General features: G+C 58.6%; 14 protein-coding genes and 1 pseudogene. 5 read left to right on the top strand and 10 right to left on the bottom strand.

Annotation, left to right across the window (positions count from 1 at the left end):
• Window positions 1-2: 2 nt before the first annotated feature.
• The 4 genes from cyoB to hmpA form a co-directional block, all read right to left on the bottom strand.
• Window positions 3-2,033, bottom strand: coding sequence for a cytochrome o ubiquinol oxidase subunit I (gene cyoB, locus EJA70_RS01935; protein WP_158829258.1), 2,031 nt, complete (start codon window positions 2,031-2,033; stop codon window positions 3-5).
• Between the two features lie 3 nt (window positions 2,034-2,036).
• A complete protein-coding gene (gene cyoA / locus EJA70_RS01930; protein ID WP_008084799.1) occupies window positions 2,037-2,978 on the bottom strand; it encodes a ubiquinol oxidase subunit II in 942 nt (313 codons plus the stop codon).
• Window positions 2,979-3,818: 840 nt separating this feature from the next.
• Window positions 3,819-4,328 (bottom strand): disulfide bond formation protein B, encoded by a 510-nt coding sequence (locus EJA70_RS01925; RefSeq protein WP_025109264.1) that lies wholly within the window; start codon window positions 4,326-4,328, stop codon window positions 3,819-3,821.
• A 251-nt stretch (window positions 4,329-4,579) separates the two neighbouring features.
• Window positions 4,580-5,761 carry an NO-inducible flavohemoprotein gene (gene hmpA, locus EJA70_RS01920; RefSeq protein WP_008084801.1) on the bottom strand — a complete coding sequence of 394 codons (1,182 nt, stop codon included), beginning with the start codon at window positions 5,759-5,761 and terminating at the stop codon, window positions 4,580-4,582.
• Window positions 5,762-5,926: 165 nt separating this feature from the next.
• On the opposite strand from hmpA, the gene norR reads away from it, so the two are divergent.
• The 5 genes from norR (at window position 5,927) to EJA70_RS01895 (ending at window position 10,508) form a co-directional block, all read left to right on the top strand.
• The gene (gene norR, locus EJA70_RS01915; protein WP_158829256.1) at window positions 5,927-7,486 is read left to right on the top strand and encodes a nitric oxide reductase transcriptional regulator NorR; all 1,560 of its coding nucleotides are present in this window, start codon (window positions 5,927-5,929) and stop codon (window positions 7,484-7,486) included.
• Between the two features lie 318 nt (window positions 7,487-7,804).
• Entirely contained in the window at window positions 7,805-8,707 is a 903-nt protein-coding gene (locus EJA70_RS01910) for a chemotaxis protein CheV (protein WP_008084803.1), read from the top strand.
• A 27-nt stretch (window positions 8,708-8,734) separates the two neighbouring features.
• Complete coding sequence (locus EJA70_RS01905; protein WP_158829254.1) at window positions 8,735-9,196, top strand: N-acetyltransferase; 462 nt, start codon at window positions 8,735-8,737, stop codon at window positions 9,194-9,196.
• A 152-nt stretch (window positions 9,197-9,348) separates the two neighbouring features.
• Window positions 9,349-9,675 carry a hypothetical protein gene (locus tag EJA70_RS01900; RefSeq protein WP_158829252.1) on the top strand — a complete coding sequence of 109 codons (327 nt, stop codon included), beginning with the start codon at window positions 9,349-9,351 and terminating at the stop codon, window positions 9,673-9,675.
• Window positions 9,676-9,758: 83 nt separating this feature from the next.
• On the top strand, window positions 9,759-10,508 hold the full coding sequence (locus tag EJA70_RS01895) for a YkgJ family cysteine cluster protein (protein ID WP_158829250.1): 750 nt from the start codon (window positions 9,759-9,761) through the stop codon (window positions 10,506-10,508).
• Window positions 10,509-10,648: 140 nt separating this feature from the next.
• Here EJA70_RS01895 and EJA70_RS01890 read toward each other — a convergent pair whose 3' ends face one another.
• The 6 genes and pseudogenes from EJA70_RS01890 to EJA70_RS01870 form a co-directional block, all read right to left on the bottom strand.
• A complete protein-coding gene (locus tag EJA70_RS01890; RefSeq protein ID WP_371924492.1) occupies window positions 10,649-11,755 on the bottom strand; it encodes a methyl-accepting chemotaxis protein in 1,107 nt (368 codons plus the stop codon).
• Between the two features lie 201 nt (window positions 11,756-11,956).
• Window positions 11,957-12,238, bottom strand: a pseudogene (locus EJA70_RS31310) (PAS domain-containing protein); the annotation flags it as partial.
• 165 nt (window positions 12,239-12,403) lie between these two features.
• A complete protein-coding gene (locus tag EJA70_RS01885; RefSeq protein ID WP_008083852.1) occupies window positions 12,404-12,643 on the bottom strand; it encodes a hypothetical protein in 240 nt (79 codons plus the stop codon).
• A gap of 211 nt (window positions 12,644-12,854) precedes the next feature.
• Entirely contained in the window at window positions 12,855-13,274 is a 420-nt protein-coding gene (locus EJA70_RS01880) for a hypothetical protein (protein ID WP_158829246.1), read from the bottom strand.
• Window positions 13,237-13,866, bottom strand: coding sequence for a nucleotidyltransferase domain-containing protein (locus tag EJA70_RS01875; protein WP_158829244.1), 630 nt, complete (start codon window positions 13,864-13,866; stop codon window positions 13,237-13,239). The genes EJA70_RS01880 and EJA70_RS01875 overlap by 38 nt, the downstream gene beginning before the upstream one ends.
• A 204-nt stretch (window positions 13,867-14,070) precedes the next feature.
• Window positions 14,071-14,433: a DUF6124 family protein gene (locus EJA70_RS01870; RefSeq protein WP_008083854.1), complete on the bottom strand. Its 363-nt coding sequence runs from the start codon at window positions 14,431-14,433 to the stop codon at window positions 14,071-14,073.
• Window positions 14,434-15,219 lie beyond the last annotated feature (786 nt).

The raw sequence follows: 15,219 nt of genomic DNA, 5'->3' as shown, positions 1-15,219 counted from the left end.
GTTTAAGCCTGTTCCAACGAGGTTTCAACACGGGTGGCGGAGGCCGGGATTTTCCCTGCCGCGACCAGACGCTTGTGCTGCTCGGCTTCGATACGCTCGATCGTTTCAACCGGAACCATATAGCCCTGGTCGTCACGTGCAGCGTGGATCACGAAGTAGACAACAGTGCCTACCAGGCTCGCGATCGCCAGCCACCAGATGTGCCAGATCATGGCGAAACCGAAGACGGTCAACAGCGCGCCCATCACCACACCAGTGGCGGTGTTGTTTGGCATGTGGATCGGCTCGTACTTGGCCGGTTGCTGGTACGCAGTACCGTTTTCCTTGGCTTCAGTGAACGGGTCGATGCAGTCAGCTTTTGGCAGCACAGCAAAGTTGTAGAACGGTGGTGGCGACGAGGTCGACCATTCCAGAGTGTGTGCATTCCACGGGTCACCGTGATCGCAAATGTTCTCTGGCTTGTTGCGGTCACGCACACTGACGTACAGCTGAATCAGTTGGCAGGCGATACCGGCAGCGATCATCACCGCACCGAACATGGCAACGTACAGGTACGGTACCCACTCAGGGTTGGTGGTGGCGTTCAGACGACGGGTCATGCCCATGAAGCCCAGTGCATAGAGCGGCATGAATGCGACGAAGAAGCCCGAGATCCAGAACCAGAACGCTGCTTTACCCCAGCCTTCGTGCAGCTTGAAGCCGAACGCTTTCGGAAAGTAGAACGCGAAACCTGCGATGTAACCGAATACCGCACCGCCGATGATCACGTTATGGAAGTGCGCGATCACGAACAGGCTGTTGTGCAGAACGAAGTCAGCACCCGGAATGGCCAGCAGTACGCCGGTCATGCCGCCGATGGCGAAGGTCACCATGAAGCCCAGGGTCCACAGCACCTGGCTGGTGAAACGCAGACGGCCCTGGTAGATGGTGAACAGCCAGTTGAATAGCTTCACACCCGTCGGGATGGAAATCAGCATCGTCGCCAGACCGAAGAAGGCGTTGACGCTGGCACCCGAACCCATGGTGAAGAAGTGGTGCAGCCAAACCATGAAGCCCAGTACCGAGATCGCGCCCGAGGCGTAGATCATCGAGTGGTGGCCGAACAGTTTCTTGCCGGTGAACGCCGAGATCACTTCCGAGAAGATGCCGAATGCCGGCAGGATCAGGATGTAAACCTCAGGGTGGCCCCACGCCCAGAACAGGTTGACGTACATCATTGGATTGCCACCAAGTTCATTGGTGAAAATGTGGAAATCCATGTAACGGTCAAGGGTCAGCAGTGCCAGGGTAGCGGTCAGGATCGGGAACGAAGCCACGATCAGAACGTTTGCCCAGGTGCAGGTCCAGGTGAAGATCGGCATGTCCATCAGTTTCATGCCAGGGGTACGCATTTTCAGTACGGTCGCGAGGAAGTTAACCCCCGTCAGCGTCGTACCTAACCCGGATAACTGTAGCGCCCAGATGTAGTAATCCATGCCCACGCCAGGGCTGTATTGCAGACCCGACAATGGTGGATAAGCAACCCAACCGGTCTTGGCGAATTCGCCGACGCCCAGGGACAGGTTGATCAGCACAACGCCGGACACCAGCAGCCAGAAGCTCAGGGAGTTCAGGAACGGGAACGCAACGTCACGCGCGCCGATCTGCAGCGGCACTGCAAGGTTCATCAGGCCGGTGAAGAATGGCATCGCCATGAAGATGATCATGATCACACCGTGAGCGGTGAAGATCTGGTCATAGTGCTCAGGTGGCAGGTAGCCAGGCGAACCCTCGGTGGCCATGGCCAACTGGGTACGCATCATGATGGCGTCGGCAAAACCGCGCAGCAGCATGACCATGGCGACGATGATGTACATCACGCCGATTTTCTTGTGGTCTACCGAGGTCAACCACTCGGTCCACAGGTACGTCCACTTCTTGAAGTAGGTGATTGCAGCGAACAGCGCCAGACCACCGAGCGCGATCATGGCGATGGTAATCATCACGATCGGTTCGTGGAATGGGACTGCTTCCCAACTTAATTTACCAAACATCGTTTACTCCTCTGCCCCGGCAGCTGAATGCGAACTCGAGTCAATTTCCGTGGCCGCCACTTCTTTCTCTTTCTTCTCGTGCTTCAGTGGCTTGCCCGGCTTCATACCTTCGTACTTGTCGACGATGATCTGGAACTGGTTCGGCGTGACCGAGGAGTAGAGCTCGACTGGGTTGTTCTGGCTTGGCTTGGCAAGGGCTGCGTATTCAGCTTGATCAAGCTGTTTAGGTGACTTCTTGACTTCACTTACCCAGGCGTCGAAATCTTCCTGAGTGGTGGAGATAGCTTTGAACTTCATGCCGGTGAAACCCGCGCCGCTGTAGTTGGCGGAGATACCGTCCATTTCAGCGTTACGGTCAGCGATCAGGTGCAGCTTGGTCTGCATGCCCGCCATCGCGTAGATCTGGCCGCCCAGACCCGGGATGAAGAACGAGTTCATCACAGCGTCAGAGGTGATCTTGAAGTTGATTGGCGTGTGCGCCGGGAACACGATCTTGTTGACCGTGGCGATGCCTTGTTCCGGGTAGATGAACAGCCACTTCCAGTCCAGCGCGACCACTTCGATGGTCACAGGCTTGACGTCGGATTCGATTGGACGATATGGGTCCAGTTCGTGGGTGGAGATGTAGGTGATGTAACCCAGGGCAATGATGATCAGGACCGGGATGGTCCAGACTGCCACTTCGATTTTGGTCGAGTGCGACCATTTCGGGGTGTAGACGGCGTTCTTGTTCGACGCGCGGTATTTCCAGGCGAACAGGAAGGTCATGACGATAACCGGCACAACGACCAACAGCATCAGCAGGGTCGCGGTGATGATCAGGTTGCGCTGTTCCAGGCCGACCTGGCCCGTTGGATTGAGCAAGGTCATGTTGCAGCCTCCCAGCAACAACGTGCCGAGCAGCGGCACTAGGCCTAGTAATCTGGGGTACCTGTTTTTACTCATCTCACGACCTCTAAAGCAGCTTGCGCAATGCAGTTGGGTTTTGATCGCCAACACTTCACCCTGCCAAGGGTTGGCATTTTCTTTGGATTGAATAAGGGCCGCCCGTCGCGCGTCAGACGCTCGACAAATCCTGGGACAGCGTTAAGTTCTTATTCGAATTCGTGGTCAAAGGCCTTGTTACAGACCAATTCCATTTGGTGCGGAAAGTTGGAAGGCACCGACACCTGGGTGTCTTGAAAGCCTTCCGACTCGCTCGACACCCGACTTTCTGCGCAGCGCCTTAATAAAGTCTTCCTTAATAAAGGCTGAACAGTGCCGGGAATTCAGTGCGGGCGATTGTAGATAGGTAGCGCCCTATACACCATGTCTTATCCCGAAATAATTTTTATCCGTTCGAGCAACAATCCATCACCATTTTTGCAAAAGTTCCGCATGTTATCGAAATCGATTCTCAACAAAAACACCAAAAAATGTAGGTGTATCCGCCTCAGTTCAGACAGCTCCGAAGGCTTTTTCTGAACCCCCGATCGGCGCAAAGCCCGATATTCCAAGGGCTCTGGCCATTTGCCAGAGCTTGTTAAAACTGCCTGATCTGGCACTTGCGTTCAAAAGCCGCAAAACGTTGAAACAGACCAATGATTTTGTGTAACAAGAGACCAATCCGGCACTTCGCGACACCCTGCGACACGGCGCGTGTGACAACATGTCGCACACTCGCCGCACCCACTATTGCCGTTCGTCACGGTGTTTTCACAAACACTCTGAAATGCAAAACGCCCCGATTTGCTGATCCGCAAATCGAGGCGTTTTCTGTATCGGCCTGATCGCCGAATAGTTGACTCAGCGCAGTGCTTTTCGGTTACGCGAGGTCAACAGCGGCACCAGGATCACCACCAGCACGAACGCCACCAGCGCCCATTGCGCCAGCGACAGACCGAGGATCGGCGGGTACGGCGTCGAGCAGAAACCGTCGACCTGGAAGCCCAGCGGGAAGATCTTCGCCAGTGGCAGATCATCGACAATCGGCTGCAGCACATCGATGCCACAGCTGACCGCCGGGTAGAACTGCGTGTACACGTGATGCCCGGCCACTCCGGCGCCGGCAATCGCACAGATCACCACCAACACTTCAAACACGGTGATGCTGCGGCGGGTGCGCATGGCCGCGCCAATGAAGGCGAAGAGCGCAATCAGCAGCAACGCATAACGTTGCAGAATGCACAGCGGGCATGGCGCCTCACCGAGCACGATTTGCATATAAAGCGCGCCACCGATCAGCGCCAGGCAGATGATCCCCAACAGCACCAGAAAGCGCCGCTCACGGCCCAACCGAATCGTTTCCTCGCTCATCGCGTTTCCCTTTTATGTCCATGGTTCAGCCGGCTCGCGACTGAAGGTTGTCGCAAGTCTACACCGGGGCAATAAACGATAAAGCGGTTAAGCAACCATTAAGTCGTAGTGAGGTTTGCCAAATCAGAATGGTGTAACGGCCATCGCGGGCAAGCCCGCTCCCACAGGATTGGCGGCGTACAAAAAATCTGTGAACGACGCCTGACCTGTGGGAGCGGGCTTGCCCGCGATGAAGGCGACTCGGTCTTGGATCATTCCAAAGCCGAGGCCGGCCCGAAGAACTCGTAACGGCTTTGCTTCTCCGGCACACCCAGCGCTTTCAGATGACGCTTGATCGCCCCCATGAAGCCTTTCGGCCCCAGGAAGTAAGCGTCGACATCACGCTGCTCCGGCAGCCATTCGCCGAGCAATTCCTGGTTCAGCATTCCGACCTTGTCCGCCGCCGGGCTCACGCCATCGTCTTCGGCGTAGCAGTAGAAACGTTTGAGCTGCGGATGACGCGCCGCCAAGCCATCGATCCAGTCACGAAACGCATGAACGCTACCGTTGCGCGCGCAGTGGATAAAGTGCACCGGACGCTCGGTTTCCAGCGCCGCTTCAAGCATCGCCAGGGTCGGGGTGATGCCGACGCCGCCGCTGATCAGCACCAGCGGTTTATCGCTGGCGGTCAGGGTGAACTCACCCGATGGCGGGAACAACTGAATGCTCGCGCCGACATGCAACTGATCGTGCAGATGGTTGGACGCGCGGCCACCCGGTTCGCGTTTGACGCTGATACGGTACTGACCTTTATTAGCCAGCGCCGACAGCGAGTAGTTACGGCGGATTTCTTCGCCGTCGAGGATCAGCTTCATACCGATGTACTGACCCGGCTCAGCCGCCAGAATCGGGCCTTTGTCGGCAGGCTCAAAGTAAAAGGAGATGATTTCCGCACTCTCCTCGACCTTGGCCGCGACGATGAATTCACGCGCGCCACGCCAGCCGCCGACCGCTTGTTCTTTCTGGTCATAAATAGCGGTTTCGGCGCCGATCAGGATGTCAGCCAGTTGACCGTAAGCTGCGCCCCAGGCGCTCATCACTTCAGGCGTGGCAATTTCTTCGCCGAGCACTTCGGAGATGGCGCGCAGCAGGCAGGCGCCGACGATCGGGTAGTGCTCCGGGAGGATTTGCAGGGCGACGTGCTTGTTGATGATTTTCGCCACCAGATCGCCCAACTGATCGAGTTGATCGATGTGCCGGGCGTACATCAGCACACCATTGGCCAAGGCACGCGGCTGGTCGCCGCTGGCCTGATGCGCCTGGTTGAACAACGGGCGCACTTCAGGGTATTCAGAGAGCATCATGCGATAGAAGTGCGTGATCAGCGCTTCGCCGCCGCTTTCCAGCAGAGGCACGGTGGATTTGACGATGGCACGATCCTGGACGCTAAGCATAAGAGTGACTCCTGAGCTTTCTTTGAAAAGTTACTGATGCTTTATCAGTTTCCGTGCCAACTTTTTAATCCATATAAATCAATAGCTTGAAAACAATGTAGTCATAATGACTCAAGAAGACTTATAGTCATCCAGACTACATCTTGTCTCTTTGACTACAAGACCATGACTGCCAAATCCCTGCTCACCGCTCTGCTGCCCCTGGTCTCTGACCTGTCCCGCGAATTGCCCGAAGGCGAGCGCTACCGACGCCTGCTCGAAGCCATGCGCGCCTTGCTGCCGTGCGATGCCGCCGCGTTGTTGCGCCTGGACGGCGAATCGCTGGTGCCGCTGGCGGTGGATGGCTTGAGCACCGACACCCTCGGCCGGCGCTTCAAAGTCAGCGAGCATCCGCGTTTCGAAATCCTCCTGGCCGGTGCCGGGCCGACACGCTTTGCCGCTGACAGTGACCTGCCCGACCCTTATGACGGCCTGGTCGACGGCCTCGACGAACACCTCGAAGTTCACGATTGCCTCGGCTGTCCGCTGTTTGTCGATGAAAAGCTCTGGGGCTTGATCACCCTCGACGCCCTCGATCCCGAGCGATTCGAACCGATCGAACTCGACGCCCTGCAAGCCTTCGCCAGCCTCGCGGCGGCCACGGTCAATGCCGCCGAACGCATCGAACGCCTGGCGACTCGCGCCGAAGACGAGCACCAGCGCGCCGAGGTCTACCGTCAGGCCAGCGGCCAACAGAACCGCGAAATGATCGGCCAGAGCAAAGCCCTCAAACGCTTGGTGGAAGAAATCAATCTGGTCGGCGGCAGTGACCTGACCGTGTTGATCACCGGTGAAACCGGGGTCGGCAAAGAACTGGTAGCGCAGGCGATCCACGCCGCTTCAGCGCGTGCCGACAAACCGATCATCAGCCTCAATTGCGCCGCCCTCCCCGACACACTGGTCGAAAGCGAATTGTTCGGCCACGTACGCGGCGCGTTCACCGGCGCCACCAGTGACCGTCGTGGCAAGTTCGAGCTGGCCAACGGCGGCACGCTGTTTCTCGATGAAGTCGGCGAGTTGTCGCTGACGGTGCAGGCCAAGTTGCTGCGCGTCTTGCAGAGCGGGCAGTTGCAGCGCTTGGGTTCGGACAAGGAACATCAGGTCGATGTGCGCCTGATCGCCGCGACTAACCGTGACCTGGCGGAAGAAGTCCGCAGCGGGCGTTATCGCGCCGACTTCTACCATCGTTTGAGCGTGTACCCATTAAAGGTACCGGCACTGCGTAATCGTGGTCGCGATGTGTTGCTGCTCAGCGGGTTCTTTCTGGAGCAGAACCGCTCGCGCATGGGGCTCAACAGCCTGCGCCTGAACAGCGACGCCCAGGACGCCCTGCTCGCCTACACTTGGCCGGGCAACGTGCGCGAATTGGAGCATTTGATCGGCCGCAGCGCGTTGAAGGCTTTGGGCAACTGCAAGGTGCGGCCGAAGATCCTCAGCCTGAGTGCGGCGGATCTGGATTTGCCACATGAGGTTGTGGATAACTCGACCGCACCGACTGCCGAAGTTGCAGTGGCGGCGCCGTTGATCAACGGCGATTTGCGCAGTGCCACCGAGGAGTATCAGCGCCGTTTGATCAGTGCGGCGCTGGAGCGCAATCAGGATAACTGGGCAAGCGCGGCGCGGGAGCTGGGGCTGGATCGGGCGAATCTTGGGCGGATGGCGAAGCGGTTGGGTATGAAGGGCTAGAAGCACACCCTCACCCTAGCCCTCTCCCACTGGGAGAGGGGACTGATTGGGGGATATTGGAGATGTCCGCCGACGTGAACCTGCTTTTCCGAATCCATAATCGACTCGGTCGTTCAGGTCGATGTAAAACGCCAGACACCTCGGTCAGCCCCCTCGCCCTCTGGGAGAGGGCTGGGGTGAGGGGCTCTGGATCTGGCTCTGAATCCAAACCCCACCCGACAACTGACCTAAAGCCCCACCCGTTAACGCCGATAACCCGGCATCAATAGTTTCTGGCGATTTGCACCCTCGCCCACCACCTTTCCACAGAAGGTTTATATGTCCTCCACCAAAGCCCGCGCAGATTCACTTTCGCTTCTGCTGTTTACCTTGCGCAGCGGCAAGTTGATGGCGATCAACCTGCTGAAAGTCAGTGAAATCATCCCCTGCCCGCCGCTGACCAAGCTGCCGGAGTCGCACCCGCACGTGAAGGGCATCGCCACTTTGCGCGGCGCGTCGCTGTCGGTCATCGACCTCAGCCGCGCCATCGGCGAGCGGCCGCTCGAAGACCCGAACGGCGGCTGCCTGATCGTCACCGACGTCAGCCGTTCCAAGCAGGGCCTGCATGTACAGGCCGTGAGCAAAATCGTCCACTGCCTGACCACCGACATCAAACCGCCGCCGTTCGGCTCCGGTGGCTCGCGCGCCTACATCACTGGCGTGACCTCGGTGGACGGCACGCTGGTGCAGGTGCTCGACATTGAAAAGGTTATCCACAGCATCGCCCCGGCGCAGATCGAAATGGCCCCGACCGACCTGACCATGGAAGACGCCGAAGTGCTCGGCAACGCGCGGATTCTGGTGGTCGATGACAGCCAAGTGGCGCTGCAGCAATCGGTGCACACCCTGCGCAACCTCGGTCTGCAATGCCATACCGCGCGCAGCGCCAAGGAAGCCATCGACTGCCTGCTCGACCTGCAAGGCACCGCGCAGCAGATCAACCTGATCGTCTCCGACATCGAGATGTCCGAGATGGACGGCTACGCCTTCACCCGCACCCTGCGCGAGACGCCGGACTTCGCCCACCTCTACGTGCTGCTGCACACCTCGCTCGACAGCGCGATGAACAGCGAGAAAGCCCGACTGGCCGGGGCGAACGGCGTGCTGACCAAGTTCTCCTCGCCGGAACTGACCCACTGCCTGATCGAAGCGGCCAAACACGTCGCGGCGCACGGGCACTGAGTCTTGGGCGAGACGTACTGTTTTTTGATGCGCCGCGACCTTGGCAAGGACGCGCTGGATGCGCTTCTGCCTCAAGGTATTGAGCTGTGCACCTACTCCGTCGAACTGGCGGCGAAGGTGCATGACTTGATGCAGTTCGGCTACCGCGAAGGTGGCGGCCGGGTGCCAGCGCTGGACGCTTGGCAGAAGCAGTTCGAGAGCGATCCCGAATACGATCCGACACTGTGCTTTATTGCCCGCGATGCCGAGGGTGTCGTCGGTGTGGCGCAATGCTGGACCAGTGCCTATATCAAGAATCTGGTGGTGCATCCGCGGATGCAGGGGCGCGGGTTGGGCCGGGCGTTGTTGCTTAACGCATTCAACGCATTTCAGCAACGGCGCGAAGGCTTTGTTGATTTGAAGGTGCTGGAAGACAACCTGCGGGCGCAGCGCTTGTATGAAAGTGCCGGCATGTACGTAGTCCGCCGCGAGTTGGTGCCGGACCTGTAAAGTCAAAAGATCGCAGCCTTCGGCAGCTCCTACAGGGAAACGCATATCCATGTAGGCGCTGCCGAAGGCTGCGATCTTTTAGCGCTGTCCCAGGCAACAAAACTCTTTAGGCACACTCCAACCTTGGCCACTCACGACCAAGGACGCCCACCATGAAAACCCTCACCGCCAGCCTGCTCTGCCTCACCGCCCTAGCCTCCCAGGCCCACGCCTCCAGCCCGGACGCCTGGGCCGCCTACGACAAAACCGTACTCGCCAGTTGCACCAAAGCCAGCGGCCTGAAAAATGCCAAACCCGTCGGCACACCCGCACAATTCGACGACCGCGTCGGCTACACCGCCGTGTTGCTGCAAGGCCAATACCCGCAAAAACACATGAAAGGCCAGCAAGGCAGCGAGCTGTGCCTGTACAACAAGCAAACGAAAACCGCCTTCGTCACCGAGTGGGACTCGATCCGACCGACCGCCAAACCTCAGTGAATGGCGCATAACTTGCTTCGACCCGGGCCTGTGCGGTGGTTTTCCGCCACCGTTTCACACCTTGGTTGAAGAAAGATCGCTCAATGAATACGACGTTTTCCTGCGTAGGCTGCGGCAAGTGCTGCACCGACCACCATGTGCCCCTGACCTTGGCCGAAGCCCGCATGTGGGCGGCGGATGGCGGCCAGGTGATCGTGTTAGTCGAAGCCTTTCTCGGCAATGGCCTGGGCCTGCCCGCGCACCAGCGTGAACACGCCGAACGTCGTTCAGCGGTGGTGCGCAGCGGCATGACGCAAGCGCATGTGGCAATCACTTTTGCCGCGTACAACGTCGGCCCCTGCCGGAATCTTGACGAAGACAAGCTCTGCCGGATTTACGAACGGCGGCCGCTGGTTTGCCGCATCTATCCGGCAGAAATCAATCCGCACATTCCGCTCAACCCTGCCGCCAAGGATTGCCCGCCGGAATCCTGGGTCCAGGGACCGGTTTTGATTGCGGGGGGTGAATTGGTTGATCAGGAATTGGTTGAATTGATTCAGCGCTCGCGTCAGGCCGATCGGGATGACATCGGCACCAAGGACGCAATCTGTGCGCTGCTGGGGATTCGTACTACGGCGTTGAAAGGTGATGGCTTCACCGCTTACCTGCCGAACATGGCGGCGTTCGCCACGGTCATCGATCAGGTGAGTGCGCAGCCGCCGGGCGAGGTTCACAGCGAATGGCTGTTTCATGTGTCCGGGGATGACATTGCCGGGCAAGTGCTGGCGGCGGGGGCGCAGGTGGTGACAGAGCCGGCGCAGACGTATGCGTTTATCTCGTTGCGGGCGGCCTGATCAGAATTTCACGGCGAACGAACTGGCCTCATCGCTGGCAAGCCAGCTCCCACAGGGTTTTGTGGCGTACACAAATTGTGTGAACACCCGAGCATAATGTGGGAGCTGGCTTGCCAGCGATGGGGCCTTTGCAGGCGACCTCAATCGCGAACCTGCCGCCGCCCCCAGAATTCACGCGCCAACAAGCGCAAATCCCCCGCCAACCCCGCCACATCCTCAGAGTTTTGCTGACTCTGCCGCCCCTCATCCACCGTCACCTCGCACGCCGTGCGGATGCTGACAATGTTGCGATTGATGTCCTCGCTCACCGCGCTCTGCTGCTCCACCGCCGCCGCTATCTGCAGGCTCATCTCGGTGATCTGCTCGACCCGCTCACTGATCCCGTCCAGCGCCCGCGCCGCGCGTTGCGCCTGTTCGACACTGTTATCGACATGCTCGCTGCTCTGTTGCATGACCATCACCGCATCGCGCGCGCCGTTTTGCAGGGTGCTGATCATGCGCTGTATTTCGTTGGTCGATTGCTGGGTGCGTTGCGCCAACCCGCGCACTTCATCCGCTACCACCGCAAAGCCACGCCCGGCATCACCGGCGCGCGCCGCCTCGATCGCCGCGTTGAGCGCCAGCAGATTGGTCTGCTCGGCGATGCTGCGGATCACCTCCAGCACCCCGGAGATCTCGCTGCTATGACCTTCGAGCTGATGAATCACCTCGGTGGCGCGCCCCAACTCTTCGGCCAGACGCAACACCGCGCGGCGACTTTCACCCACCAGCAAATGCCCCTCGCGGGTTTCGGTCCCGGCCATGTCTGCCGCCACCGAGGCTTGCTGCGCATGGCTGGCCACCTGCGCGACACTGGCGGCCATTTGATGAATCGCTGCCGCCACCAGATCGGTTTCTGCTTGCTGCGCGAGTGAACTGCTATGACTGCTCTGCAGATGATCGACCAGTTGCGCGGCATGCCCGGCCAATTGCTGCGAGGCATCGCCAATGCGCCCGACCACCGCGCCGACCTGCGCCTCAAGCATCTGCAAGGCGAACTCGATCTGCCCGAACTCATCGCCCCGGCCGGTGTAGATGGTCTGGCTCATGGGGTTGTCGGCAATATGTTTCGCACGTTCGGTGAGACGCACCAGCGGTCGCAAAATCCAGCGCATACCCAACGCACAGGCGCCACTGCCAGCCACAAACGCAGCGGCTTCAATCCAGAACGACTCCGGTCGTAACCACACCTCGATACTCAAGACCACGCCAAGCAACGCACTGCCCAGCGCAGTGATCTTCGCCTGCACGCTGATCTCAGGCAGCTGCCAGCGCGTCATCTGATCACCGCGCAATTGCGCATAAGCGCGCTCAGCCGCCGCGACCAGACCCGCGTCCGCCCGCGTGCGCACCGACTGATACTCCACCGCCACGCCGTTCTGTGTGACCGGTGTGACAAAAGCGCTGACCCAATAATGATCACCGTTCTTGCAACGATTCTTCACCAGCCCCATCCACGACCGCCCGCGTTTGAGCGTCTGCCACATGTGCGCAAACGCCTGCGCCGGCATGTCCGGATGACGCAGCAGGTGGTGCGGCGTACCCAGCAGTTCGTCGCGGGTATAACCGCTGATCTGGATGAAATCGTCGTTGGCGTAGGTGATCGCGCTGGTCAGATCGGTGGTCGAAAGAATGTTCGCATCCAGCGCCACATCGACGTTGCGGCCGGTCACCGGGAGATTGATCTTCATGGATAGCGCGCTCGTTTTATGGGAAGAGTCGGCAGGGCTGCTGACTCTAAGCGCACTAATTGGTCAAATATTGATCTGGCTCAGGAACTGAGCACTTAGCCATCACTGTGTTCGAAAATCATCGCCATCGAAAATCACAGTGAGGGCCGCAGGCGGGAATAAAACTCAGCGCTTGCCCATCGAACGACGGGTGCCCGGCGGCGCCATGCCCGGGGTCTTGGTGTGGCCATTCTTGGCGCCGTTCTTGTACCAAGGCTGGTTAGAGCCTTTGGCAGAAGCCAGCTCGCCCGGTTTGAACGGGAACTTGAAGGCTGGAATTTCGGCTTTGGTGTCGCTGGTATCGGCCAGTTCAGCCGAGACATCGCTGACAGCGTCGTCAACCGGCGGCAGGGTCGGGGAAGTCATAAAAGCTCCGGAAAGCAAAAAGTCGGGCCCGAACAGTGAGCCGCGAAGGCGCGCAGTATACCTGCGCGCCATGGCTCGGCACCTGAAGATTTACCGCGCACGCCGAACGGCTCACAGGTAGGTGATGGTGACGATGCCTTTATCGGTCGAAGTCTTCACCGCTTCGTAGCTCATGGAGATCGGCAGCGACGGTTGGAAGCCATCCCGGATATCAGTTCATTCGTTGCTGAACATTGCCCGACAATTGCGAGGTGCTTTCCAGCAACTGCTCCAGAAGAGCTTCATCCTCATCCATATACCCCTCGTATTCCGCGAGATTGCGCCGCTCGTGACACAATGCGAACAATCGCACCTGAACCTTGCTGATTTGCGCGGTATGCACCAGACACTGAAAGACCAGATAGCGTTTATCTGATCGATAGCCGCACAATCGAAGCGCCGTCAGCGCCAATGCATGTGCCGCGTTATAAGCCAAGTCGAAACGACTGGAAAAAGACAGAGTGGAAGTTTGCGCATCCTTGAACCTATCCATGGCCGAGCGCAGCAAGCCTTCGCACTCATTGCGATCCGGCGGCTCCGCTTTCAGTCCACCACTACGTAGAAGATTCTCCAGATTCTCGTTGCTGCCCATCCTTGGACTCCAAAGGGTTCGCCCCTAACAGATCGATTTTTTCCTGCTGCGCTACCCGCATGACAAAGCTGTTCTGCGCTGCCAGCTTCGCCGCCCAGTCTTGCGGGGCGTAAAGCGTCGGATTGATGGGCCGGCCCAACTGCTCTTCCATGGGCATGAGCCGTTCCATCACGTCACTGTAGTGCAGGCCTTCGCCGATCAGCATGAGATCAATGTCACTGAGTGTGTTTGCTGTGTCTTTGGCAATGGAGCCGTAGACAAACGCCCACGTTATTTGCGCGGTAAACGGCTGCAACGCCTGACGCAGAGGCTCTGCAAAACCGAAAGTCTTGCGAGCAATGCCCAAAAGTTCGGCGTAGATCGGGCAGGCGGGATTCGCCTGGTAATGGGTCTGATTACCCAATCGCGTCATGCTCAACACTCCCGCCCGTTGCAGGCGGTCGAGCTCGCGCATGAGGCTACCCTTGCCAACCTGAGCCCAGCGCGCAATTTCATTGGCATAGAAGGACTGATCGGGTTTACCAAACAGCAGTCCCAATACCTTTTGCTGAGTGTTGGTGAACAGCGCTTCGCTTAGAGAGATGTTTTCCACGGCGGCGGCCAAAGAGTCCCAAAAAGGGAACGATAGGTCCCTTTTTGGGACTTATCAACTTATCGATGGAAACTGAAAATCCCAGGCCTACGCCGGCACTGTAGGAGCTGCCGAAGGCTGCGATCTTTTGCTCCGGACTTGGCTTTGTAAAAAAAAAAATCAAAAGATCGCAGCCTCGTTGCACTCGACAGCTCCTACGGGGTTTCAGGGCTGGGGATCAACCCGATCCAAAACACGGTTGACCGCCAGTTCGGCGAGCATGACGATCTGCTGGATGGCCAGTGCCGTACTGCGTTGCGGGCGGCTGAGCTGATCGGCGAAATCGCCGGCCATCACATTGGCCGAGGCCAGGGATTCGCAAGCGTGGGCGAGCAGGCTTTCGGTGTCGATGTTCGGGTGGATGAGGAACATCGTGCTGGGCAAGCGTGGTTTTATCGGGTCGGGGCTGAGGTAGAAATCGAGGGCGCGTTTTATCGCTTCGCGGTTTTTTAGCTGGTCGTCGGCGCGGATGGCGTCTTCGAGGGGGGTTGTGGTTTCGAAGGGGGGATCGGGTACGGGCTTAGTCATGAAGTCGGTTCTCACTGATCGGAGCCAACCAATTGCCGTTTCTCACGCGACGTATTGGGTGGCAGCTATGTGCAGGGTGAGAAACCGGGTAAGAACCACCACTTCCGGCCGAACCGAAGTTCGCCCGCACACAGCCGCCATAGAAATGCAGGCAGCAATGAACTGGCGGCAATTATGACGATACTGCAGGTGGAATAATACTTAGCCCGGGTTCTCACACCCGATCGCCGAGTTTTCGGCGACAACCCAAGCCTAGAGAGCGCACGTCCGACGGACAACCTGAAAACCTTGTGGGAAGGTTCACCCATTTCGAAACGCTTTTAAACACCCACTGCCGATGTAGGAGCTGCCGCAGGCTGCGATCTTTTGATGTTCGACGTCAGAGGCAAGATCAAAAGATCGCAGCCTGCGGCAGCTCCTACATGAGATTGCCGCCAACTGAAGAAAATGGTCGGCTGGCGGGCCGCCATCGCTGGCAAGCCAGCTCCCACAGGGATTGTGTGCAGTCTGTATTAAATGGATTGGCCGGTCGGCCGCCATCGCGAGCAAGCTCTTCTCCTACGAAGAGCAAAAGCAGAACGCACACCGCTTCTGCTTCTCACCACTCAACACGATGAGCGCAAGCTCGGGTGAGCTCTTGATCTTGATCTTGATCCACGGGCGACGTCGGAAGGCTGAGTGGAGGGATTGATCCGGGGGTGGGAGCGCAGCGACCGTTTGGCGCAGCCAAACACAGCGAGAGGAGGTGCAGCGAAGCAAACCGTAGGCGCTGCGCCCGGATCGATC

Origin of the sequence: Pseudomonas sp. PB103 (genome assembly GCF_009764635.1) — a bacterium.
In the GTDB taxonomy this organism is placed as follows: Bacteria; Pseudomonadota; Gammaproteobacteria; order Pseudomonadales; family Pseudomonadaceae; genus Aquipseudomonas.
This window is presented reverse-complemented; position numbering and strand designations above follow the sequence as displayed.